Source organism: Pseudomonas sp. 5C2, from assembly GCF_034314155.1.
Classification (GTDB): Bacteria; Pseudomonadota; Gammaproteobacteria; order Pseudomonadales; family Pseudomonadaceae; genus Aquipseudomonas.
Map to the genome: position 1 here is coordinate 921,033 of NZ_JAVIWH010000002.1, position 21,905 is coordinate 942,937.

Sequence of the window (21,905 nt, forward strand, 5' to 3'; positions counted from 1 at the left end):
GCGTTTTTGTCTCTGCAGTAATCAGTTGCGTTGGCGCTTGGGCAGCACATTCTTGAGTTTTGCGTGCATGCTGCGCAGGGTTTTCTCAGTGTTTTCCCAGTCGATGCAGGCATCGGTAACGGACACGCCGTATTGCAGCTCTTCAAGGTTTTTAGGGATCGACTGGCTGCCCCAGTTCAAGTTACTTTCAACCATCAGGCCAATGATTGACTGGTTGCCTTCGAGGATTTGGTTAGCAACGTTTTCCATCACCAGCGGTTGCAGGGCCGGGTCCTTGTTGGAGTTGGCGTGGCTGCAGTCGACCATGATGTTAGGGCGAATACCGGCCTTTTTCAGCGCCTGCTCGCATACGGCGACACTGACCGAATCGTAGTTAGGCTTGCCATTGCCGCCGCGCAATACCACATGACCGTAGGCGTTGCCTTTGGTGGTGACAATAGATACCCCGCCTTCCTGGTTGATGCCCAGGAAACGATGGGGGCTGGAGACCGACTGCAAGGCGTTGATGGCAACGGTCAGACCGCCGTCAGTGCCATTCTTGAAGCCAACGGCTGAAGACAGGCCAGAAGCCATCTCGCGGTGTGTTTGTGATTCAGTGGTGCGCGCGCCGATGGCCGACCAACTGATCAAGTCCTGCAAGTACTGTGGTGAGATCGGGTCAAGAGCTTCAGTGGCTGCTGGCAGGCCCATTTCAGCCAGATCAAGCAGCAGCTTGCGGCCAATGTGCAGGCCGTCCTGAATCTTGAACGAGTCATCCATATACGGGTCATTGATCAGGCCTTTCCAGCCCACGGTTGTGCGCGGTTTCTCGAAGTACACGCGCATCACCAGGTACATGCTGTCCGACACTTCAGCGGCAAGGGCCTTGAGGCGATTGGCGTATTCGTGAGCAGCTTTGATGTCATGGATCGAGCACGGCCCGATCACTATGAACAGGCGGTGATCCTTGCCATCGAGGATATTGCGTATCACTTCGCGGCCCTTGGTCACCGTGCGCAGAGCAGCTTCTGTGAGCGGGAGCTCGCGCTTGAGCTGATCCGGCGTGATCAGGGTTTCATTGGAAGCAACGTTGAGGTCGTCAATCGGTAAATCAGCCATCGTGTTACTCGTCAGGTCACGGGTGCTGGCCGCCAACGATCCCCGTGCGGCGGAGCCCAGCACGATTTAGCACAGCGGGGACCGGAACCTTAGCGCGTTATCCGGCTGTTCGACAATGGGCAAACGCGGCTTTAATCCCGGCGGCATGGCCTGATCGCTATCTTTGACGGACAGATGGGGTGTCTATAAAGGCCAGGCCGTACACGATTTAAAGAGGAATTTACAAGCAGGCCCGTCGAGACGGATAGTGTACGGCCATCTTCAGGAAGTCTTTTGTGAATGAATTGGAACTGACCGACTTCGATGTGGATCAGCGTTTGCTGACGTTGCCGGGCACCTCGCTGGTCATTTTTACCAGCATCGGATGTGCCAGCTGTCGTTGGGCCAGGCAAGTGTTGCCTAGCCTCGATCTGCCTGTCGAGCGTGTGTGCTGGATTGACGCTGCTGAAAATGGGGGCGTGGTTCAGCGTTATCAGGTGTTCCATCTGCCGGCGTTGTTTGTGGTGCGTGACGGTGAATTCTATGGGGCCTTGCATGCTCGGCTGACGTTGTCCGAGCTCAGCGCTGGCTTGAATCGGGTGTTGAGTGTTGATGCTGAAGAGTTGCCATGACGGGGAGTTGCGAGGGTGAGTAAAGCAAAACGGGTACGGATCGGAATTATAGGCACCGGTGCAATTGGCGGTTTTTACGGTTTGATGCTGGCACGTGCCGGCTTTGATGTGCATTTTCTGTTGCGCAGCGAGTTTGCCTCAGTTGCACACAATGGCCTGCATCTGGACAGTGCCGTTCATGGCGCTCTGACCTTGAATCCGGTGCAGGCTTATTCCTCGGCTGCGGATATGCCGCCTTGCGATTGGTTGCTGGTCGGTACTAAAACCACCAGTAATGTGGACCTTGCACCGATCATCACCCAGGCTGCAGCGCCTGGCGCTAAAGTGCTGTTGCTGCAAAATGGTCTGGGCGTCGAGGACGATCTGCAGCCATTGTTGCCAGCGTCGCTGCACCTGTTGGGTGGTTTGTGCTTTGTCTGTGTCCACCGAACTGCGCCGGGGGTTATCACGCATCAGGCGTTGGGTGCGGTAAATCTCGGGTACCACAGCGGTCCGGCAACTGACGCGGTGTCTCGGTTGAGCATCACCGAGGAGGGGGCTGAGCTGTTTCGCAAGGCCGGGCTGGAATCTCAGGCGACGCCCAGCTTGTCTCAGGCGCGCTGGCAGAAATTGGTGTGGAATGTTCCGTATAACGGTCTGTCCGTGCTGCTGAGGGCGAGCACCACACCATTAATGGGCGACGCGAATAGCCGCGAGTTGATTCAGGCAGTCATGAGCGAAGTGGTGCAGGGGGCTCGGGCATGTGGGCACGCCTTGCCCGAGGGGTACGCTGAACATCTGTTTGCCGTGACAGAAAAAATGCCGGATTACAGGCCGAGCATGTACCTTGATTTTCTGGAAAAACGACCCTTGGAGTTGGATGCTATCTATGCCAAGCCATTGGCGGCAGCGCTGAAATCCGGGCATGACATGCCGAAAATTCGCGCGTTGTACCAAGCATTGGCCTTCATCGATACGCGTAACGGCTGATACAGCCAGGCAGGGTGATATATGGCTACGGGTCTAGGTAAAAAATTGGTCCTGGCGATTTCTTCGCGAGCTTTGTTCGATCTGCGTGAAAGCCATGCGGTGTACGAGGCTGATGGCGTGGCGGCGTATCGCCAATACCAGATCGAGCATGAGGAAGAGATCCTTGAGCAGGGCGATGCGTACCTGTTGGTGGAGAAACTCCTTAGCCTCAATGCCAGGCTTGAGGCGTCGCGGGTCGAAGTCATCCTGGTTTCGCGCAACAGCGCCGACACGGGGCTGCGGGTATTCAATTCGATTCAGCATTATGGCCTGGACATCACGCGTGCTGCCTTCGTCGGCGGACGCAGCCCTTATCCGTATCTGGCGGCGTTTGGCTGTCATTTGTTTCTCTCGACCCACGCCGAGGATGTACGCAGCGCGCTGGATGCCGGCTTTGCCGCGGCGACGATTCTGTCGGGCGGTGCACGCCGTGCAGCCAGCGCCGAATTGCGTATCGCGTTTGATGGCGACGCGGTGCTGTTTTCCGATGAGTCCGAGCGGGTCTATCAATCCGACGGGCTGGAGGCGTTTCAGGCCAGTGAGCGTGAGTCAGCGCGCGAGCCGTTACGTGGGGGGCCGTTCAAGCCCTTTCTTGCCGCGCTGAACCTGTTGCAGCGCGAGTTTCCCGAGGACGCTTGCCCAATCCGTACCGCACTGGTTACCGCGCGCTCTGCGCCCGCGCATGAGCGGGTGATTCGCACATTGCGAGAATGGAATATTCGTCTGGACGAGTCATTGTTTCTGGGTGGTCTGGAGAAATCGGCGTTTCTTGAAGCCTTCGCCGCCGATGTGTTTTTTGACGATCAGCCTGGGCATTGTGAAAAGGCGCGTGATGTCGTCGCAACGGGGCATGTGCCGCATGGCATCAGCAATGAAGTAAAGCCTTGAGCCTTTGTTTTCTCGTGAGATAGCGGCCGCCGCAGTCGTCAAGGCGCTGCTAAGCTGAGTCAATCTCCGCCACTATTGGCAATCGAGGAGGTCGTATGATTCGTTCAATGCTGTATGCCACTGACCTCGGTCTTTATGCGCCTTATGTCCTGCAACATGCCTTGGCGCTGGCGCGAACCTTCAATGCCGAGCTGAATGTGATTCATGCGGTTGAGCCGATAGGGTTGTTCGCCGAGTCTGTTTTGCAGAGCTATCTTGATGAGGATACGTTGAAAGAGTTGCACAACCAGGGCTTGAACACCGTCATGGAAACGATTGAACAGCGCGTTCTGAATGGCTTTCGAGATGAGTTAGGCGAAAGTCATCAGGATCTCGCGTTGATTCGCACGGTGCGGGTGATGCAGGGGGATCCTTCCAGTGTGATCCTCGAGCAAGCGCAAAAGCTGGCCGTCGATTTGTTGATCGTCGGCAGTCACAGCCATGGCACAGAAGGCGATACGCCGCTGGGCCGTACCGTCGCCAGGGTTCTGCAATTGTCGGAGGTTCCGGTCTACATGGTACCCATGCATCGAGGGCGCGAATAAGTCTATGTGTCGCTGAAATTGAGCGTGCCATTGCTCTGTAAAAGTGATAAAAAGTTCTAGATTTATCAGTCTAACCATTAATATAGTTATATACCGTCGCTGATGACCGTGGCGTCTACTGCTTTGAGGGATACATATGAAGCTTCAACAATTGCGCTACATCTGGGAAGTGGCGCACCACGACCTCAACGTTTCCGCTACGGCTCAGAGCCTGTATACCTCGCAGCCAGGGATCAGCAAGCAGATCCGCTTGCTTGAAGACGAGCTGGGCGTCGAAGTGTTTGCCCGTAGCGGCAAACACCTGACCCGGGTCACGCCGGCCGGTGAAAGAATCATTACTACCGCTGGCGAGATCCTGCGCAAAGTCGAGAGCATCAAGCAGATCGCCCAGGAGTTTTCCAACGAGAAGAAAGGCACGTTGTCGATTGCTACCACCCACACCCAGGCGCGTTATGCCCTGCCGCCAGTGATCAGCAGCTTCATCAAACAATACCCGGACGTCGCGCTGCACATGCATCAGGGCTCGCCGATGCAGATCGCCGAAATGGCGGCGGATGGTACTGTGGACTTCGCTATCGCGACTGAAGCGCTGGAGTTGTTCGGTGATCTGGTGATGATGCCGTGCTACCGCTGGAACCGTTGCGTCGTTGTGCCGCAAGGTCATCCGCTGACCAAGGTGCCAAAACTGACGTTGGAAGTACTGGCCGAATACCCCATCGTGACCTATGTCTTTGGTTTTACTGGCCGGTCAAAGCTGGACGAAGCGTTCAGCCACCGTGGCCTGACCCCGAAAGTGGTGTTTACTGCCGCCGATGCGGACGTGATAAAAACCTACGTCCGTCTGGGCCTGGGTGTCGGTATCGTGGCAAAAATGGCAGTAGACGCCAAGCTCGACAGCGATCTGGTGGTGCTTGATGCCAGCGAGCTGTTCGAAGCGAGCATCACCAAGATCGGTTTCCGTCGCGGTACCTTCCTGCGCGGTTTCATGTGCGACTTCATCGAGAAGTTCGCACCGCATCTGACCCGCGAAGTGATGGCCAAAGCCATCCAGTGTCACAACAAGCAAGAGCTCGAAGAATTGTTCGAGGGTGTCGAGTTGCCAGTTCACTGATTGCGATCAAGACGGTGTGCCTGGCACACCGCATCAAACCCTTCGCGAATAAATTGGCGAAGGCGGCGCAAGTCTTACACCTTGGCGATCAGATTTCCTGAGTGCAGTCCGCACTCTTTCTGCGTAGATTCTTCCCACCACCAACGGCCTTCGCGTTCGTGCTGGTTCGGCAGCACAGGACGCGTGCAAGGCTCGCAGCCGATGCTGATGAAGCCACGCTCATGCAAGGTGTTGTAAGGCAACTCCAGCATGCGGATATAACCCCAGATCTCTTCGCTGGTCATCTGCGCCAACGGGTTGAATTTGTACAGCGTGCGCTCAGGGGTGGAAAAGGCGTTGTCTATTTCCAGGGCGGCAACTTCGCTGCGGGTGCTAGGGCTCTGATCCCTGCGTTGACCGGTAGCCCAGGCTTTGACCTCTGCCAGTTTACGGCGCAACGGCTGGATTTTGCGGATACCGCAGCATTCGCCATGGCCATCCTTGTAGAAACTGAACAGTCCCTTTTCTTTGACGAAAGGTTCGAGCACGCGCTGATCCGGCGAAATCAGCTCGATATCAATTTTGTAATGCTCACGCGTCTGTTCGATGAACCGATAGGTTTCCGGGTGCAGACGACCGGTGTCGAGGCTGAACACTTTAACGTTTTTGTTCAGCTTCCAGGCCATGTCTACCAGCACTACATCTTCGGCACCGCTGAATGAGATCCATAACTCATCGCCGAAATGCTCGAAGGCCAGCTTCAGAATGTCCTGTGCAGATTTGTTTGCGTAAGTCGCTGCAAGTTCGGCGACGTTGAAGGGTTGGCTCATCAGGCGGCTTCCTAACAGGTATGGCGCTTCGCGCTCGTAATAGGTGTGATAGTAACAAAATCTTTTGGGTAATTGCCGGTTGGCGTCGGTGCTGCACTGCTGGAAATAATTGATCAGACGACCTAAAGTGCCGCTTCTTTTTTGAAGTCCCCTCTAGGAGTGTTCTGTGGAAATTGCCTGTCTCGACCTGGAAGGCGTGCTGGTCCCGGAGATCTGGATCGCCTTTGCTGAAAAAACCGGTATCGAATCGCTGAGGGCGACCACCCGGGATATTCCCGATTACGACGTACTGATGAAGCAGCGTCTGCGGATTCTCGATGAGCACGGCTTGAAGCTTTCCGATATTCAGGAGGTGATCGCGACCCTCAGCCCACTGGACGGCGCCATCGAATTCGTCAATTGGCTGCGCGAGCGTTTCCAGGTGGTGATTCTGTCGGACACCTTCTACGAGTTTTCACAGCCACTGATGCGGCAGCTGGGCTTCCCGACCTTGCTCTGCCATCGTCTGATCACCGACGAGACGGACCGTGTCGCCACCTATCAGCTGCGTCAGAAAGACCCGAAGCGTCAGTCGGTTTTGGCTTTCAAGAGTCTGTACTATCGCGTCATTGCAGCCGGTGATTCGTACAACGACACCACCATGCTCGGTGAAGCTGACGCGGGTATCCTCTTCCATGCGCCGGAAAACGTGATCCGCGAATTCCCGCAGTTTCCAGCGGTACACACCTTCGAGGACCTGAAGAAGGAATTCCTCAAGGCGTCGAGCCGTGAATTGAGTCTGTAAGGTTGAACCCGCAGCGCGTTGGCCGCAAAGGCCAGCGCGCTACGCTTAAAGAGCCTGCAACGTATCGAGCAGCACCCGCACCTTGGTGATTGACTCTTGGTATTCGGCTTCACACTCCGAGTCGGCGACAATGCCGCCACCGCCCCAGCATGAAACCCGTCCATCCTTGATCAGCAGGCTGCGAATGGCGATGGAGCTGTCCATCTCGCCGCGCACATCCAGATATATCAATGAGCCGCAGTACAGCGCCCGACGCGAGGGTTCCAGCTCGTCGATAATCTGCATCGCTCGAATTTTCGGCGCGCCAGTGATCGAGCCTCCGGGAAAGCTGCCGGCGATCAGGTCCAGCGAATCCTTATCCGCAGCCAGTTCCCCCGTCACGCTGCTCACCAGGTGATGCACGTTCGGGTAACTTTCCAGGCTGAACAGTTCCGGGACTGTCACCGAGCCAGTCTTGCAGCTACGGCCCAGATCATTTCGCAGCAAATCGACGATCATCAGGTTTTCTGCGCGGTCCTTGGGGCTGCTCAGTAACTCGGCGGCATAGGCGGCATCTTGCGTCGTGTCCTTGCTGCGAGGGCGGGTGCCTTTGATCGGGCGTGTTTCCACTTGGCGGTTACTGACCCGCACAAAACGCTCCGGGGACAGGCTCAGCACGGTGTTGTTATCAGGCAAGGTCATGTAGCCGGAAAAGGGCGTCGGGCACGCCCTGCGCAAGGCGCAGTAAGCCGCCCAAGGGTCACCTTGGCAATCGGCCTGGAAGCGCTGGGAAAAATTGACTTGATAACAGTCGCCGGACTGGATGTAGGCCTGAATGCGCATAAACGCGCGGCGGTAATCACGTTCAGTCAGGTCGGCTTTGAAGGCGCCGATCAGTTTGAAGGTCGCCGAATCGGCGGCAGACGCTTGTGAAAACAGCGTGAGCAGGCGCTGCCGTTCGCTGTCGGGTAATGCGGGATGGAATACCAATTGACTGGTGCCTTGCTGGTGATCACTGATCATCGCCCAGGCATAAACACCGAAGCGCGCATCAGGCAGTTGCAGATCATCGATGGCGTGGGCGGGCAGAGGCTCCAGACGCCGACCAAAATCGTAACTAAGGTAGCCGATCAGTCCTCCTGCAAATGGCAGCGGGTATTCTTCAGGCAGTTGCGCGGTGCCTAGTTGATCAAGACTCTGGCGCAGGCGTTGGAGGAAGTCGCTGCCGGTTTCGTCATGTTGGACCCATAACTGTTCAGTCGGCCAGGCGCTTAGTAGATCGAATCGCCCGCGTTCAGCGCTGGGTCTGCCGCTATCGAGCAGCACGGCCCCCGGTGCATGGCGAACCCTCGAGAAATACTCGGCGGGGTTGGGATGGTAGGGCAGAGGGTGTACAGAGCAGGTCGGCATTCGAAACAAATCAGTGTCGGCGTGAGGGCGAGGATTGTAATCCTCAGAGGGTTCGACTCCTAGCGGGAAGTCAGGAAACCACGGGGACATGCCCAAACAGCTCTTGCACGAAACGCACCCTCTCTTCCGGGGTTTCCTGCTCGCCGTTAAGTGCCAACTGTTCAAGGCGAGCCTCGACGGCATGAGCCCGATGGGTCAAGCCGCAGTCATTGGCGATCTGGATATTCAGGCCGGGGCGGGCATTGAGTTCAAGAATCAGCGGGCCTTTCTCCTGGTCCAGGACCATGTCGACGCCGATGTAGCCCAGCCCGCACAGCTCATAACAGCCAGCGGCGAGTTTCATGAAGCCGTCCCAGTTCGGCAATTGCACGCCGTCCACAGCGTTGGTGGTGTCCGGGTGTTTACTGATGATGGTGTTCAGCCAGGTGCCGCGTAAGGTCAGGCCAGTGGCGAGGTCGACCCCGACGCCGATAGCGCCCTGGTGCAGGTTGGCCTTGCCGCTGGATTGGCGTGTTGGCAAGCGCAGCATGGCCATGATCGGGTAGCCCATCAGCACGATGACGCGGATGTCGGGCACGCCTTCATAGCTGATGCTCTTGAAGATCTGGTCCGGCGTGACCCGGTATTCGATCAGCGCACGATCACGGTGCCCGCCCAGTGAATACAGACCGGTAAGGATGCTGGAGACTTGATGTTCGATTTCTTCGTGGCTGATGATTCTGCCCGAAACCGTGCGAAACCGGTCTTCGAAGCGGTCAGCGATCACCAGAATTCCGTCGCCACCCGCACCTTGCGCCGGCTTGATCACGAAGTCGTTGCGCCCGCCGATGATCTCGTCGAGCTTTTCGATTTCTTTTTCAGTGGAAATGACCCCGTACATCTCCGGCACATGGATACCGGCCAGGATCGCACGCTCTTTGGTGATGATTTTGTCATCGACGATCGGGTACAGGCTGCGCTTGTTGTACTTGAGTACGTAATCTGCGTTGCGCCGGTTGATACCCATGATGCCCTTGGCTTCCAGGGCCTTCCAGGTCTTCCAGAAGCCGATCATTTTGGCTCGTCCTTGAGGAACGCCTTGAAGCGCATCAGTTCGGTCAGGCGGTAGCCGCGATAACGTCCCATCGCCAGCATGAAGCCCACGAGAATCAGCAACACGGCGGGGAAGGTAAAGACGAAGTAAGTCAGTTCCGGCACGCTCATGATGAGGTGTGCCAGAGACGCTGCGAACAGGGTGCCAATGGCGACTTTCATCGCATGACCGCTGCCACGCTCTTCCCAGGTGATCGACAGCCGCTCGATGGTCATGGTCAGAATCACCATCGGGAACAGCGCCACTGACAAGCCACGTTCAAGGCCAAGCTTGTGGCTGAACAGGCTGATGGCCGCAATCAGTACCACGACGAAGGTCAGCACCACCGACAATCGCGGCAGCATTTGCAGCTTCAAATGCTCAAGATAGGAGCGTAATGACAGGCCGAGCGCGGTGATGATCGTGAACAGCACGATACCAAAGCCCAGCTGTGTCTCTCGGAACGCCAGGGCGATCAGCACCGGGGTAAAGGTGCCGAGGGTCTCCAGGCCAATCAGGTTACGCAGGATCAGGATCACCAGCACGCCAATCGGGATCATCACCATGATCATGAACGTCTGCTGGGTTTGTAGCGGCAGCCCGTAGAGCGAGTACCCAAGGAAGTGGTCGTCGGTGTTTGCGTCGGTCAGCTTGGCCAGGCGGATCGCGTTCATTTCACTGTTGTTGAGGGTGAAGTTCACCGTGGCTTTTTTTCCGCCTTCGACACTCACCAGGTTCTCATCGCCGATCCACCACGTCAGCCGATCTGTCGGCAGGCCTTGTTCGCCGTTGTCCGGGTTGAAGTACAACCAGTCTTTGCCGTTGAAACTGCGCAGCCACAACTCGGGGGTCTGAGGTTGATCGGTCGTCAGGCGTATGGTGTGCAGTTTTTCGACCGGTACGTGGGCAATGGACAGCAATAACTCAATGATTCTTGCCTTGTTCGAGGTCGACGTGTCACCCGCCAACAGCAGCTTTACGTTGTCGTCGCTGAGGTTGTTGACCCGCTTGATGGCTTCGGTAACAAAGGTTTCGATGTCCGCCGAGTGCTGGCGGATAGGTTCGAGCAGGGCTTCGGCGGCAATTTTTTCCGCGCCTTCAATGGCGATGCTGTCACGGAAAACCGAGCCTTTGATCTTGGGTTTATCGCCGCTGTAGCGTTTGGTCAGTACCAGGCGGTAGTAAAGTGTCTGGTTGCCGGTGGCGCGTCGGGCCGACCAGGTGACTTTGCGGTTGCCGTCGACGCGGTTGACGCTTACACCGTAATTGTTGGAGATGAAACTCTCGTTGAGGCTGACGTAGTCGTGGCTCAGGGGCGGTACGAACATCTGGATCTTGACTGGGTCTTTGGTGTTGGCGACGAACTCGACTTTGGCGTCGATGTTCCACAAGTCGTCCGTTTCATCCTCGGTCACTGGAATGCCGAGAACGAAAATCTGATACGCCGTGATCGCTATCCCCAGTGTCACCAGGACAGCAATCAGGATTTTCAGATGGAGGGTAATCGAGCGCATGGGTATTACTCTGCGGTATGAGCGTCGGTGGCACAGGCAGGCTTGCCCGCTGCGTATTTAAGACTCGGATCGACCAGCGCATCAAAGCGTTTGAGTGCTTCGGAACCTATCAAAAGCGGGTATTGGAATGCACTTCGGTCAGTCAAGTTCACTTCGATGCTGCGAATAGCAGTACCCATGCACACATCCAGGCTGATGACCGGGCGCGCGGTGTACTTTTTTTCATCGTCAGGGTCGTAATCGCCGGCGCGGCGCTTGATCTTGCTGACCCGTGCCAATGGTCGCTCGATCGGATGTGCGTGGGCATCGTCGATGGCCAGGTAGAAGCGCACCCAGGTTTCGCCATTGCGTTTGAAGCGCTTGATGTCGCGGGCGCTGAGGGAGGCGGTTTTGGCGCCGGTGTCGAGTTTTGCCGCGACTTGCAGATCGATGTCGGAGAGTGTGGCGTATTCGTTAAGGCCATACACAGTCTTGTCAGCCGCAGCACTTACACCGGGTAAAAGGAATAAACAGAATAATGTGGGGAAGGGCTTGAGTCTCATAAATCCTGGCGCGGTGAAAGGACTATCTTCGGGGCGAGGGCGGTTTTCACATAGCGCGCAAGCTTCCTCGTGCGCCTGACATACAGGTAGACGGGCATTGGTACCGGTTCCAGTCGACAGAGGCGCGCGGCATTCTAGCATGAAGGTTTTGCGCCGTGAGGATAGTAAGCAGCCTTCAAACGCTGTGGGAAACGTCCTTGTTGATGACGCGTCAAAAGCAGCGCTCATCAGGCAATTGTCGACAATGTTGTGTTTTTAATTGACTGATCTACCCTTTATGGCTAGCTTTTATCGGGAAGATGTTGACAATGTGCTGCGTCTTATAGAAATCACGAGTCTCATATGAGACGATTTTCAGGCCCTGCCCGAGAGCGTGTTACGACGTATTCAATGGACCATCGCGCAACGCCGTTTTGTACCCGTTGAGCTGCGTTAATCAATCCTCCTATTTATAGAGAGAGTCGAAAACACCATGAGTGCCAACGTTGATCTGAACAATCGTCCAGACTACGACAAGGTCTTGCAAGATATCGCTGACTACGTCCTGAACTTCGAGATCGAGTCCAGGGAAGTGCTGGACACTGCGCGCAACTGCCTGATGGATACCCTGGGCTGTGGCCTTTTGGCACTGCGATTCCCTGAGTGCACCAAGCATCTTGGCCCAATCGTCGAAGGGACTATTGTGCCGTTCGGTGCACGTGTTCCTGGTACCCGTTTCAGTCTTGACCCGGTAAAAGCGGCTTGGGACATTGGTTGCATTGTGCGCTGGCTTGATTACAACGACACATGGCTGGCCGCTGAGTGGGGTCACCCGTCCGATAACCTCGGCGGCATTCTCGCCGTGGCGGACCATCTGTCGCAAAAGCGCGTCGCCAACGGTGATGCTCCGTTGACCGTGCGTGCCGTGCTTGAATCGATGATCATGGCTCATGAAATCCAGGGTGTTATTGCGCTGGAGAACTCGTTCAATCGCGTCGGTCTTGACCACGTATTGTTGGTGAAAGTGGCATCGACGGCTGTCACCGCCAAGCTGATGGGTGCTAACCGCGAACAGCTGCTGGCTGCGCTGTCTCATGCGTTCGTTGATGGTCAGGCGTTGCGTACTTATCGTCATGCGCCGAATGCCGGCTCTCGTAAGTCCTGGGCTGCGGGCGACGCCTCAAGCCGTGGCGTGCGTCTGGCCGATATCGCCATGCGCGGCGAGATGGGTATTCCTGGCGTGCTGAGTGCGCCGCAGTGGGGCTTCTACGACGTATTGTTTAGCCACACCAACAAGGATCTGGCGCTCAAGCCAGAGGGCAAGCGTGAGTTCGCCCTCTCTCAGGCATACGGCACATATGTGATGGAGAATGTGCTGTTCAAAATAAGCTTTCCTGCTGAATTCCACGCGCAAACTGCGTGTGAAGCCGCTGTAACCCTGCATCCGCAGGTCAGGGATCGCCTGCACGAGATCGAGAAAATCGTCATCACGACCCACGAGTCGGCTATTCGGATCATTTCCAAGCAAGGCAAACTGGCCAACGCGGCAGATCGCGATCACTGCATTCAATACATGACGGCGGTGCCGCTGGCGTTTGGTAACCTGGTTGCCGAGCAGTACGAAGACGACTTCCACGCCGCTCATCCGATCATTGACGAGCTGCGCGAGAAGATGGTGATTGTGGAAGACGCGCGCTATACCCGTGAATACCTGGAGGCCGACAAGCGCTCCATCGCCAATGCGATTCAAGTTTTCTTCACGGATGGTTCCAGCACCGAACAGGTTGTGGTCGAGTACCCGATTGGTCACCGTCGTCGTCGCGTCGAAGGTATTCCGTTGCTCGAAGACAAGTTCAAGGCCAACCTGGCAACCAGATTCACCGCCCAGCGCACCAGCGAAATCTTCGCCCTGTGCAAGGATCAGGCGAAGCTGGAAGCTACGCCGGTCAACCGTTTTGTTGATTTGTTCGTGATTTGAAATGACGGCTGAAATCTGAAACTGTAGGGGCTGACTTGTCTGCGATAAGGGCCGAAGGTCCTTCGTGCGGTGGTTAATCCAGCCATTTGCGAGCGCTTCGGTCGGACGCGACCCGGACCGATTCGCAGACAAGGCAGCTCCTACAGGGTTCACGCATTACTTGAACCGTCGCTCGACGCCTTTTTCTACGAGGATTTTTGCTGAAATCTCTTCAACCGAAAAGTGCGTGGAGTTGATGTGCGGAATGTTTTCACGGCGGAGGAGGCTTTCTACTTCGCGGACTTCGAACTCGCACTGGGCATAGCTGGAGTAGCGGCTATTGGGTTTGCGTTCGTTGCGAATCGCCGTCAATCGATCCGGATCAATGGTCAGGCCGAACAGTTTGTTTCGATGCTGCTTGAGCGCAGCCGGTAATTGCAAATGCTCCATGTCGTCTTCGGTCAACGGGTAGTTGGCCGCACGAATGCCGAATTGCATGGCCATGTATAGACAAGTTGGCGTTTTGCCACAGCGCGAGACGCCCACCAGGATAAGGTCGGCTTTGTCGTAGTAGTGCGTACGGGCGCCGTCGTCATTGTCGAGCGCGAAGTTAACCGCCTCGATCCGCTCCATGTAGTTGGAGTTGTGCCCGATAGAGTGGGATTTACCGACTGAATACGAGGAGTGTGAACTAAGCTCCAGCTCCAGCGGGGCGAGAAAGGTTGAGAAGATATCGATCATGAAGCCGTTTGAGGTCGCCAGGATTTCGCGAATTTCCTGGTTGACGATGGTGTCGAAAATGATCGGTCGTAGTTCATCCTTATCGGCGGCGCTGTTGATTTGTTGTACCATAGCGCGCGCCTTTTCCACGTTATCGATGTACGGTCGCGTGAACTTATTGAACGTGATGTTTTCGAATTGCGCTAACAGGCTTTGGCCGAGTGTCTCGGCTGTGATGCCAGTGCCGTCGGAGATGAAGAAAGCAGATCGTTTCATTTGCGCCGTGGGCCTTAAGCTGGTGACGAATCTTGGATATGATAGGCCCGCTTGCGGACCTTGATGGCCAGCATTCTCACTTATTTTCCAGGTCCAGGCCACAAACGCTCGGAACCGCTCTTAATAGATGTTTCAGCGCCCTGAGCTTTTCCCAACACAGTTAGTGGAGAGATCACCTTGGTAGAGTACGTAGTTTCCCTCGATAAGCTCGGCGTCCATGATGTGGAGCACGTGGGGGGCAAGAACGCATCCCTCGGCGAGATGATCAGTAACCTCGCGGGCGCCGGTGTTTCGGTCCCCGGTGGCTTTGCCACTACGGCTCAAGCGTATCGTGATTTTCTTGAGTTGAGCGGTTTGAACGATCAGATCCATGCCGCCCTTGATGCGCTTGACGTCGATGATGTCAACGCTCTGGCCAAGACGGGTGCGCAAATCCGCGCCTGGATCATGGAGGCCGAGTTTCCCGAAAAACTCAACGCTGAAATTCGTACGGCGTTCGCCGAGCTGTCGGCCGGCAACCCGAACCTGGCTGTTGCCGTGCGTTCTTCGGCCACCGCTGAAGACTTGCCCGACGCATCGTTCGCCGGCCAGCAAGAAACCTTCCTTAATATTCGCGGTGTCGAAAACGTCATCCGCGCAGCAAAGGAAGTGTTCGCCTCGCTGTTCAATGACCGCGCTATTTCCTATCGTGTGCACCAAGGCTTCGATCACAAACTGGTCGCTCTGTCTGCAGGTGTGCAGCGCATGGTTCGCTCGGAAACCGGCACTGCCGGCGTGATGTTCACGCTGGATACCGAATCCGGTTTCCGTGACGTGGTGTTTATCACAGGCGCCTATGGCCTGGGTGAAACAGTGGTTCAGGGCGCGGTCAACCCTGACGAGTTCTACGTTCACAAAAATACCCTTGCAGCCGGTCGCCCAGCGATTCTGCGCCGCAACCTGGGCAGCAAAGCCATCAAAATGATTTACGGCGACGAAGCCAAGGCTGGTAGATCGGTCAAGGTTATCGACGTAGAGCCGGCTGATCGTGCGCGCTTCTGCCTGACCGACGCCGAAGTCAGCGAACTGGCCAAGCAGGCAATGATTATCGAGCAGCACTACAAGTGCCCGATGGACATCGAATGGGCCAAAGACGGTGATGATGGCAAGCTTTACATCGTTCAGGCCCGCCCTGAAACCGTGAAAAGCCGTACGTCGTCCAACGTTATGGAGCGCTACCTGCTCAAGGAAACCGGCACTGTGCTGGTGGAAGGTCGCGCTATCGGTCAGCGCATCGGCGCTGGCAAAGTACGGATCATCAAAGATGTATCCGAGATGGACAAAGTGCAGCCGGGCGATGTGTTGGTTTCCGACATGACCGACCCGGACTGGGAGCCGGTGATGAAGCGCGCCAGCGCCATCGTCACTAACCGTGGTGGACGTACCTGTCACGCGGCAATCATCGCTCGCGAGCTGGGTATCCCGGCCGTGGTCGGTTGCGGCAACGCCACCGAAGTGTTGCAAGAAGGGCAGGGCGTGACCGTTTCCTGTGCCGAAGGCGATACCGGCTACATTTTCGAGGGCGAACTGGGCTTCGACATCAAGAAGAACTCGGTCGATGCCATGCCTGATCTGCCGTTCAAGATCATGATGAACGTCGGTAACCCTGATCGCGCGTTCGATTTTGCCCAGTTGCCCAATGCCGGTGTCGGCCTGGCGCGTCTGGAGTTCATCATCAACCGGATGATCGGCGTGCACCCCAAGGCGCTGCTGAACTACGCCGGTCTGCCGCAAGACATCAAGGCCAGTGTCGACAAGCGTATCGCTGGCTACGACGACCCGGTCGGCTTCTACGTAGAGAAACTGGTTGAAGGTATCAGCACTTTGGCAGCGGCGTTCACGCCGAAAAAAGTCATCGTGCGCCTGTCGGACTTCAAGTCCAACGAATACGCCAACCTGATCGGCGGCAAGCTGTACGAGCCGGAAGAAGAAAACCCGATGCTGGGTTTCCGCGGTGCTTCGCGTTACATCAGCGAAAACTTCCGTGACTGTTTCGAGCTCGAATGCCGCGCCCTCAAGCGTGTGCGCAATGAGATGGGCCTGACCAACGTCGAAATCATGGTGCCGTTCGTGCGCACCCTGGGCGAAGCCAGTCAGGTCATCGATCTGCTCGCGGCCAACGGTCTGGTCCGTGGCGAGAACGGTTTGCGCATCATCATGATGTGCGAGTTGCCTTCCAACGCGATCCTGGCCGAGGAGTTCCTTGAATTCTTCGACGGCTTCTCGATTGGTTCCAACGACCTGACTCAGCTGACCCTGGGCCTGGATCGCGACTCAGGGATCATTGCTCACCTGTTCGACGAGCGTAACCCTGCTGTCAAAAAGCTCCTGTCGAACGCAATCCAGGCGTGCAACAAGGCTGGCAAGTACATCGGTATTTGCGGTCAGGGTCCTTCGGATCACCCTGATCTGGCCAAGTGGCTGATGGAGCAAGGCATCGAAAGTGTTTCATTGAACCCTGACTCCGTGCTGGAAACCTGGTTCTTCCTGGCGGAAGCTCAGGCGCCGGTCTGATGTGATGAGTGAGGCGTCGGCTTGCTTTGGCAGGTCGGCGCTTCGTCGCGTTTTCTTGGGCGGTTTTCTCAAAGAAACCGCCTTTTTTGTGCAAGAGCAATATGCAAAGCAGCAGCAATCTCTTTCCTGTGGCCTTGATCAGCGCCGAACGCCGTGGCGATCTGATTGAGGACGTGTACCGTTTGAAACCCGCCAACAGCCCGGACATCAGTGTCGAACTGGCCGTGACCCGTCTCGGACTGGCCGAACAGCCCGATACGCGGGGCATTCCAGTGGTCCTGCTACACGGTAGTTTCTCCAATCGACGCTTCTGGTATTCACCCAAAGGCATTGGCCTGGGCGCGTATCTGGCGCGCGCGGGTTTCGATGTGTGGATTCCGGAAATGCGCGGGCATGGTCTGTCTTCGCGCAATCAAGCTTACCGGCACAACCGTGTGGCCGATTACGCGCGCTATGACCTGCCGGCAATTGGCGCCTTTGTGCGAGAGCAAAGTGGGCAGCCCCCGCACTGGATTGGCCACTCGCTGGGCGGTATCACGCTCGCGGCGGCGCTTGGTGGGCATTACCTTGACTCGGAGGGCGTGGCCTCGGTTGCGCTGTTCGGCAGTCAGATCAGTCGTACGTATTGGCCGTTGAAGATCCCGCCAGTTGAGTGGGGCGGGCGCCTGTTGCTCAAGCGCTTCAGGCATATCTCCGGCTCGCGCTTGAAGCGAGGGCCCGAAGATGAGCCTATTGGGCTGGCATTGGAAAGCATGCGTTGGTATGGGCTTTTCCGTCGCTTTGGCGATGCCGAGCGAGATTGGTGGGCGGGGTTGAGCGAGGTCCGAGTGCCGGTGCTCGCGGTTGCCGCCACTGGGGATGATCAAGACCCCGTATGGGCTTGTCGTAAGCTGTACGAGCAGTTCGGTTCAGAGCGACGCCAGTTTGTCTGCCTCGGTCGTGATCAGGGCTTTGCCGAAGACTTTGGCCATGTCGAAATGCTCGTCAGCAGAGGCGCGCAAACGCAAGTATGGCCGTTAGTAGCGGGCTGGTTGCGGGATCCGTCTGTGCCTCTGACCGAGCAGTAACACCCACGGTTTGGCGATGAAGCGCTGATACAGAGCGGTCGGGCAGTTTCGCTAAAGTAGCGTTGCGGCTAAGCTATGACGCATTAAACTGTTTCAGCCATTTTCGCTTTCCGGGCCTGCATTTATGTTCGTGCCACTTGAGCGCCTGATCAATTTGAATGAAGGCTACCGGCGAACCTTCAAAGTCGCTGGGCGAGATATGTTGTTGATGGTCGTCGATAACCTGCCCCTGCTGCTCGAGGACAGCTGTCCGCATCAAGGCGCGCCCTTGCACAGCGGGACTCTTGTGGGTACGGTCTTGCGATGCAAGCGTCATGGTATTGAGTTCCAATTACCGAGCGGGCGTCCCTTGCAGGCGTCATGCCCGGGCCTGAAGTTTTTTACCCTGACCTATGAAGGTGATCGAATTGGTATCGATGTCTAGCTGCGCCAGCGTGCCCACGGCTTAACACAGGCATCTGCATGACGTTTTTCTAAAGAGCCATTGATTTGAAACGGTCAAATGTCTCGCAACACCTCAGATCCTCTTTTTTTAATGATAGGAGTTCACCCATGCATTACCTCACCCCCGATTTGTGCGATGCCTACCCGGAACTGGTGCAGGTCGTTGAGCCGATGTTCAGCAATTTTGGTGGCCGCGATTCCTTTGGTGGTGAAATCGTCACCATCAAGTGTTTCGAGGACAACTCGTTGGTCAAAGAGCAGGTCGATCTCGACGGTAAGGGTAAAGTGTTGGTAGTCGACGGCGGTGGCTCGCTGCGCAAGGCGTTGCTGGGTGACATGCTCGCCGAAAAAGCTTCAAGGAATGGCTGGGAAGGCCTGGTGATTTACGGTTGCATCCGCGACGTCGACGTCATCGCGCAAACCGATCTGGGCGTGCAGGCACTGGCCAGCCACCCAATGAAAACCGACAAGCGCGGTATCGGCGACCTTAACGTGGCGGTGACATTCGCGGGTGTGACCTTCCGTCCGGGCGAGTACGTATACGCTGACAATAATGGCGTGATCATCTCCCCAAGCCCTTTGAAGATGCCGGAATAAACAGGACACCCAATGTTCGACGAAGCAAACGCGCAATGGGGGCTGGTACATGCCTTGGTGCTGGATGGTAAAGGCGGGGCGCGTTTCATCGCTCGAACCGAACTGGATGACCTTCAAATGCAGCCAGACGAAAGTGTCTGGCTGCACTGGGATCGCGGTCATCCGCAAACCCAGACCTGGTTGCGCTCCTCCAGCGGGCTGAGCGAGTTCAGCTGTGACCTGCTGCTTGAAGAGAACACACGGCCGCGTTTGGTGCCATTGCCCAACGCCGAGTTGCTGCTGTTTCTGCGTGGGGTCAACCTCAATCCGGGTGCCGAGCCCGAGGATATGGTGTCGGTACGCATCTTTGCTGCGGCGCAACAGGTTATCTCTCTGCGTTTGCGTCCCTTGCGAGCCACCGATGAGCTGATCGAACACCTGAATCAAGGCAACGGTCCAAAAAACACCTCTGAATTGATCCTTTATCTCGCTCAATACCTCACGGATAAGGTCCAGACGCTGGTCAGTGAACTGTCGGAATTGGTCGACGAAGAGGAAGAAAAGATAGATGCCGACGAACGGTACGCTTCCGATCATGGTGACATGTTGCATATCCGTCGACGTGCTGCCGGTCTGCGCCGTTTTTTGGCGCCGCAACGCGAGATTTACGCGCAATTGACTCGCAACAAATTGCCTTGGTTTGCCCATGATGATGCGAGTTACTGGAATGAACTTAACAACAGTTTGATCCGCTACCTGGAAGAGCTGGAATTGACTCGTGAGCGTGTCGGCCTGGTCCTTGAGTCCGAGGACCGACGGATGCGCGAGGGTATGAACCGGGTGATGTATCGCTTCGGTATCATCACCGGTATTTTCCTGCCGATGAGCTTTCTGACCGGTTTGCTGGGCGTCAACGTGGGAGGCATGCCTGGTGCGAGCAATCCATACGGGTTTCTGATTGCTTGCTCGATAATGGCGGCAGTGGGGCTTGGCCAGTGGTGGTTGTTCCGTCGCTTGCGCTGGGTATAGAGATGAAGGCTTTTTGCTACTAAATGACCCATTTGTGACTCGGTCGATTCTTGTCGCGTCTTTCAGTGACATTGCGTGAGGTTACCTATGCACGATCCATTCGAACAATCACTGCGCGACATGCTCAACTCTTCATCCTCCAGTCGGGATGACGATGCTTGCTTGGGCCGTGTTTTGAAAACTGCCAACCGTCAGGTAGGTGCAGGGGATTTGTTCAGTTTGCTCGGCCGCTGGTCGCAAGCACTGATGATCGGCCTCAACAACGGTTCGGCGCATATAGCACCTGTTTCGCGTAGCACGCTTTCCTCTGCTCGCCCTGCTGATAAGGCTGATTGAACATGGAATTGAACCTCTGGACGCAGAGCCTTGTGACCGCCATGACTGTGTTGTGGACCAAAGTTGCAAACTTTATTCCGAACCTGTTCGGCGCCCTCATTGTGGTGCTGCTGGGCTTTGTTGTTGCCAAATTACTCGACACGCTGCTGTCTAAATTGCTCGCCAAGCTGGGTCTGGATCGCCTAATGGGCGGCACCGGGTTGACCAAGTTGATTGCGCGGGCGGGTGTTCAGGTACCGATTTCGACCCTGGTCGGCAAAATCGTCTATTGGTTCGTGTTACTGATTTTTCTTGTGTCAGCCGCTGAATCCCTTGGGTTGGAGCGCGTATCTGCGACCCTGGACATGTTGGCCCTGTACCTGCCGAAGGTATTTGGCGCGGCATTGGTGCTGCTTGTGGGCGTACTGCTGGCGCAATTAGCCAATGGCCTGGTGCGTGGCGCGGCTGAAGGCGTAGGCCTCGACTATTCTGCTGGCCTTGGGCGCATCGCTCAAGGGCTGGTCATTATCATTAGTATTTCAGTCGCAATCAGCCAGTTAGAGGTCAAAACAGACCTGCTTAACCACGTGATTGTGATCGGTTTGATTACCGTTGGTCTGGCCGTTGCGTTGGCAATGGGGCTTGGAAGTCGTGAAATCGCCGGACAGATTCTGGCGGGAATTTATGTGCGGGAGTTGTATCAGGTTGGGCAACAAGTGCGTGTGGGCGAGGTCGAAGGGCAGATCGAAGAAATTGGCACGGTGAAAACAACCTTGCTGACCGATGAGGGAGAGTTGGTGTCATTGTCCAACCGAATCCTCCTCGAGCAGCGAGTGAGCAGCCGCTAACACGGCGAATCCTGCTAATGTATGCCGCCACCAAATTGCCGGAAACATCGGCAGTGGCGGACATTGACCTGACTGTCGGCACGACTTGTTTTGAATAAACCCCAATCGCTGTCCATGCGCTACGACCCCCGCGAACTCTCCGATGAGGAGTTGGTGGCGCGGGCGCACGTCGAGCTGTTTCATGTGACGCGCGCATACGAAGAGTTGATGCGGCGCTACCAAAGGACCCTTTTTAACGTGTGCGCGCGTTATTTAGGGAACGATCGCGATGCTGACGATGTCTGTCAGGAAGTGATGCTGAAAGTGTTGTACGGGCTGAAAAATTTCGAAGGTAAGTCGAAGTTCAAGACCTGGCTCTACAGCATCACTTACAACGAATGCATTACGCAGTACCGAAAGGAACGGCGGAAGCGTCGCTTGATGGACGCGTTGAGCCTGGACCCACTTGAGGAGGCGGCTGAAGAGAAGGCGCCTACTCCTGAAGAACGGGGCAGCCTTGATCGTTGGCTTGTGTATGTGAACCCGATTGATCGGGAGATTTTGGTGCTACGCTTTGTCGCAGAGCTGGAATTTCAGGAGATCGCGGATATTATGTACATGGGCTTGAGCGCCACAAAAATGCGCTATAAACGGGCTCTTGATAAACTACGTGAGAAATTTGCAGGCATGACTGAAACTTAAGTCGTGGCAAATATCTCTAACGTGCTGGTAAGTTCTGATAGACTTGCCGA

At 56.1% G+C, this 21,905-nt stretch carries 22 protein-coding genes; 15 read left to right on the forward strand and 7 right to left on the reverse strand.

The features are described from left to right. Nucleotides 1–21: 21 nt before the first annotated feature. Nucleotides 22–1,098: a 3-deoxy-7-phosphoheptulonate synthase gene (locus RGU44_RS04940; protein WP_322182719.1), complete on the reverse strand. Its 1,077-nt coding sequence runs from the start codon at nt 1,096–1,098 to the stop codon at nt 22–24. Nucleotides 1,099–1,373: 275 nt separating this feature from the next. Between RGU44_RS04940 and RGU44_RS04945 the strand changes: the two genes are divergently transcribed. From RGU44_RS04945 to cysB, 5 genes are all read left to right on the forward strand, one after another. Continuing rightward, nucleotides 1,374–1,709: a thioredoxin family protein gene (locus tag RGU44_RS04945; RefSeq protein ID WP_322179491.1), complete on the forward strand. Its 336-nt coding sequence runs from the start codon at nt 1,374–1,376 to the stop codon at nt 1,707–1,709. Between the two features lie 15 nt (nt 1,710–1,724). Beyond that, on the forward strand, nt 1,725–2,678 hold the full coding sequence (locus RGU44_RS04950; RefSeq protein ID WP_322179490.1) for a putative 2-dehydropantoate 2-reductase: 954 nt from the start codon (nt 1,725–1,727) through the stop codon (nt 2,676–2,678). Between the two features lie 21 nt (nt 2,679–2,699). Continuing rightward, nucleotides 2,700–3,605 carry a 5'-nucleotidase gene (locus RGU44_RS04955; protein WP_322179489.1) on the forward strand — a complete coding sequence of 302 codons (906 nt, stop codon included), beginning with the start codon at nt 2,700–2,702 and terminating at the stop codon, nt 3,603–3,605. Nucleotides 3,606–3,700: 95 nt separating this feature from the next. Further along, nucleotides 3,701–4,189 (forward strand): universal stress protein, encoded by a 489-nt coding sequence (locus RGU44_RS04960; RefSeq protein ID WP_322179488.1) that lies wholly within the window; start codon nt 3,701–3,703, stop codon nt 4,187–4,189. A 136-nt stretch (nt 4,190–4,325) separates the two neighbouring features. Then, nucleotides 4,326–5,300 carry an HTH-type transcriptional regulator CysB gene (gene cysB / locus RGU44_RS04965; protein ID WP_219060251.1) on the forward strand — a complete coding sequence of 325 codons (975 nt, stop codon included), beginning with the start codon at nt 4,326–4,328 and terminating at the stop codon, nt 5,298–5,300. Between the two features lie 74 nt (nt 5,301–5,374). Here the strand turns inward: cysB and RGU44_RS04970 are convergent, their stop codons facing one another. After that, nucleotides 5,375–6,109 carry a phosphoadenylyl-sulfate reductase gene (locus RGU44_RS04970; protein WP_322179487.1) on the reverse strand — a complete coding sequence of 245 codons (735 nt, stop codon included), beginning with the start codon at nt 6,107–6,109 and terminating at the stop codon, nt 5,375–5,377. Between the two features lie 166 nt (nt 6,110–6,275). On the opposite strand from RGU44_RS04970, the gene thrH reads away from it, so the two are divergent. Continuing rightward, nucleotides 6,276–6,893: a bifunctional phosphoserine phosphatase/homoserine phosphotransferase ThrH gene (gene thrH, locus RGU44_RS04975; RefSeq protein WP_322179486.1), complete on the forward strand. Its 618-nt coding sequence runs from the start codon at nt 6,276–6,278 to the stop codon at nt 6,891–6,893. A gap of 45 nt (nt 6,894–6,938) precedes the next feature. On the opposite strand, the gene pabB is transcribed toward thrH, so the two are convergent. From pabB to RGU44_RS04995, 4 genes are all read right to left on the reverse strand, one after another. Next, nucleotides 6,939–8,282 (reverse strand): aminodeoxychorismate synthase component I, encoded by a 1,344-nt coding sequence (pabB, locus tag RGU44_RS04980; RefSeq protein WP_322182717.1) that lies wholly within the window; start codon nt 8,280–8,282, stop codon nt 6,939–6,941. 70 nt (nt 8,283–8,352) lie between these two features. Continuing rightward, entirely contained in the window at nt 8,353–9,333 is a 981-nt protein-coding gene (locus RGU44_RS04985; RefSeq protein WP_322182714.1) for an alpha-L-glutamate ligase-like protein, read from the reverse strand. Then, complete coding sequence (locus RGU44_RS04990) at nt 9,333–10,868, reverse strand: inactive transglutaminase family protein (RefSeq protein ID WP_322179485.1); 1,536 nt, start codon at nt 10,866–10,868, stop codon at nt 9,333–9,335. The genes RGU44_RS04985 and RGU44_RS04990 overlap by 1 nt, the downstream gene beginning before the upstream one ends. Before the next feature lie 5 nt (nt 10,869–10,873). Further along, nucleotides 10,874–11,410 carry an ATP-dependent zinc protease gene (locus RGU44_RS04995; protein WP_322179484.1) on the reverse strand — a complete coding sequence of 179 codons (537 nt, stop codon included), beginning with the start codon at nt 11,408–11,410 and terminating at the stop codon, nt 10,874–10,876. 472 nt (nt 11,411–11,882) lie between these two features. Between RGU44_RS04995 and prpD the strand changes: the two genes are divergently transcribed. Continuing rightward, nucleotides 11,883–13,367 (forward strand): 2-methylcitrate dehydratase, encoded by a 1,485-nt coding sequence (prpD, locus tag RGU44_RS05000; RefSeq protein WP_322179483.1) that lies wholly within the window; start codon nt 11,883–11,885, stop codon nt 13,365–13,367. 156 nt (nt 13,368–13,523) lie between these two features. Here the strand turns inward: prpD and RGU44_RS05005 are convergent, their stop codons facing one another. Continuing rightward, nucleotides 13,524–14,342, reverse strand: coding sequence for a pyruvate, water dikinase regulatory protein (locus RGU44_RS05005; RefSeq protein WP_322179482.1), 819 nt, complete (start codon nt 14,340–14,342; stop codon nt 13,524–13,526). A gap of 177 nt (nt 14,343–14,519) precedes the next feature. Here RGU44_RS05005 and ppsA point away from each other — a divergent pair, with 177 nt between their 5' ends. The 8 genes from ppsA (at nt 14,520) to sigX (ending at nt 21,855) form a co-directional block, all read left to right on the forward strand. Then, nucleotides 14,520–16,895 (forward strand): phosphoenolpyruvate synthase, encoded by a 2,376-nt coding sequence (gene ppsA, locus RGU44_RS05010; protein WP_322179481.1) that lies wholly within the window; start codon nt 14,520–14,522, stop codon nt 16,893–16,895. Between the two features lie 101 nt (nt 16,896–16,996). Beyond that, nucleotides 16,997–17,962 carry an alpha/beta fold hydrolase gene (locus RGU44_RS05015; protein WP_322179480.1) on the forward strand — a complete coding sequence of 322 codons (966 nt, stop codon included), beginning with the start codon at nt 16,997–16,999 and terminating at the stop codon, nt 17,960–17,962. 124 nt (nt 17,963–18,086) lie between these two features. Next, on the forward strand, nt 18,087–18,386 hold the full coding sequence (locus tag RGU44_RS05020; protein WP_322179479.1) for a Rieske (2Fe-2S) protein: 300 nt from the start codon (nt 18,087–18,089) through the stop codon (nt 18,384–18,386). 128 nt (nt 18,387–18,514) lie between these two features. Continuing rightward, a complete protein-coding gene (gene rraA, locus RGU44_RS05025; protein ID WP_219060230.1) occupies nt 18,515–19,003 on the forward strand; it encodes a ribonuclease E activity regulator RraA in 489 nt (162 codons plus the stop codon). A gap of 12 nt (nt 19,004–19,015) precedes the next feature. After that, complete coding sequence (locus tag RGU44_RS05030; protein ID WP_322179478.1) at nt 19,016–20,011, forward strand: zinc transporter ZntB; 996 nt, start codon at nt 19,016–19,018, stop codon at nt 20,009–20,011. Nucleotides 20,012–20,098: 87 nt separating this feature from the next. After that, on the forward strand, nt 20,099–20,347 hold the full coding sequence (locus RGU44_RS05035; protein WP_322179477.1) for a CrfX protein: 249 nt from the start codon (nt 20,099–20,101) through the stop codon (nt 20,345–20,347). Between the two features lie 2 nt (nt 20,348–20,349). Beyond that, entirely contained in the window at nt 20,350–21,174 is an 825-nt protein-coding gene (locus RGU44_RS05040) for a mechanosensitive ion channel family protein (RefSeq protein ID WP_219060226.1), read from the forward strand. A gap of 90 nt (nt 21,175–21,264) precedes the next feature. Beyond that, nucleotides 21,265–21,855: an RNA polymerase sigma factor SigX gene (sigX, locus tag RGU44_RS05045; protein ID WP_322179476.1), complete on the forward strand. Its 591-nt coding sequence runs from the start codon at nt 21,265–21,267 to the stop codon at nt 21,853–21,855. The last annotated feature ends 50 nt before the right edge of the window (nt 21,856–21,905 follow it).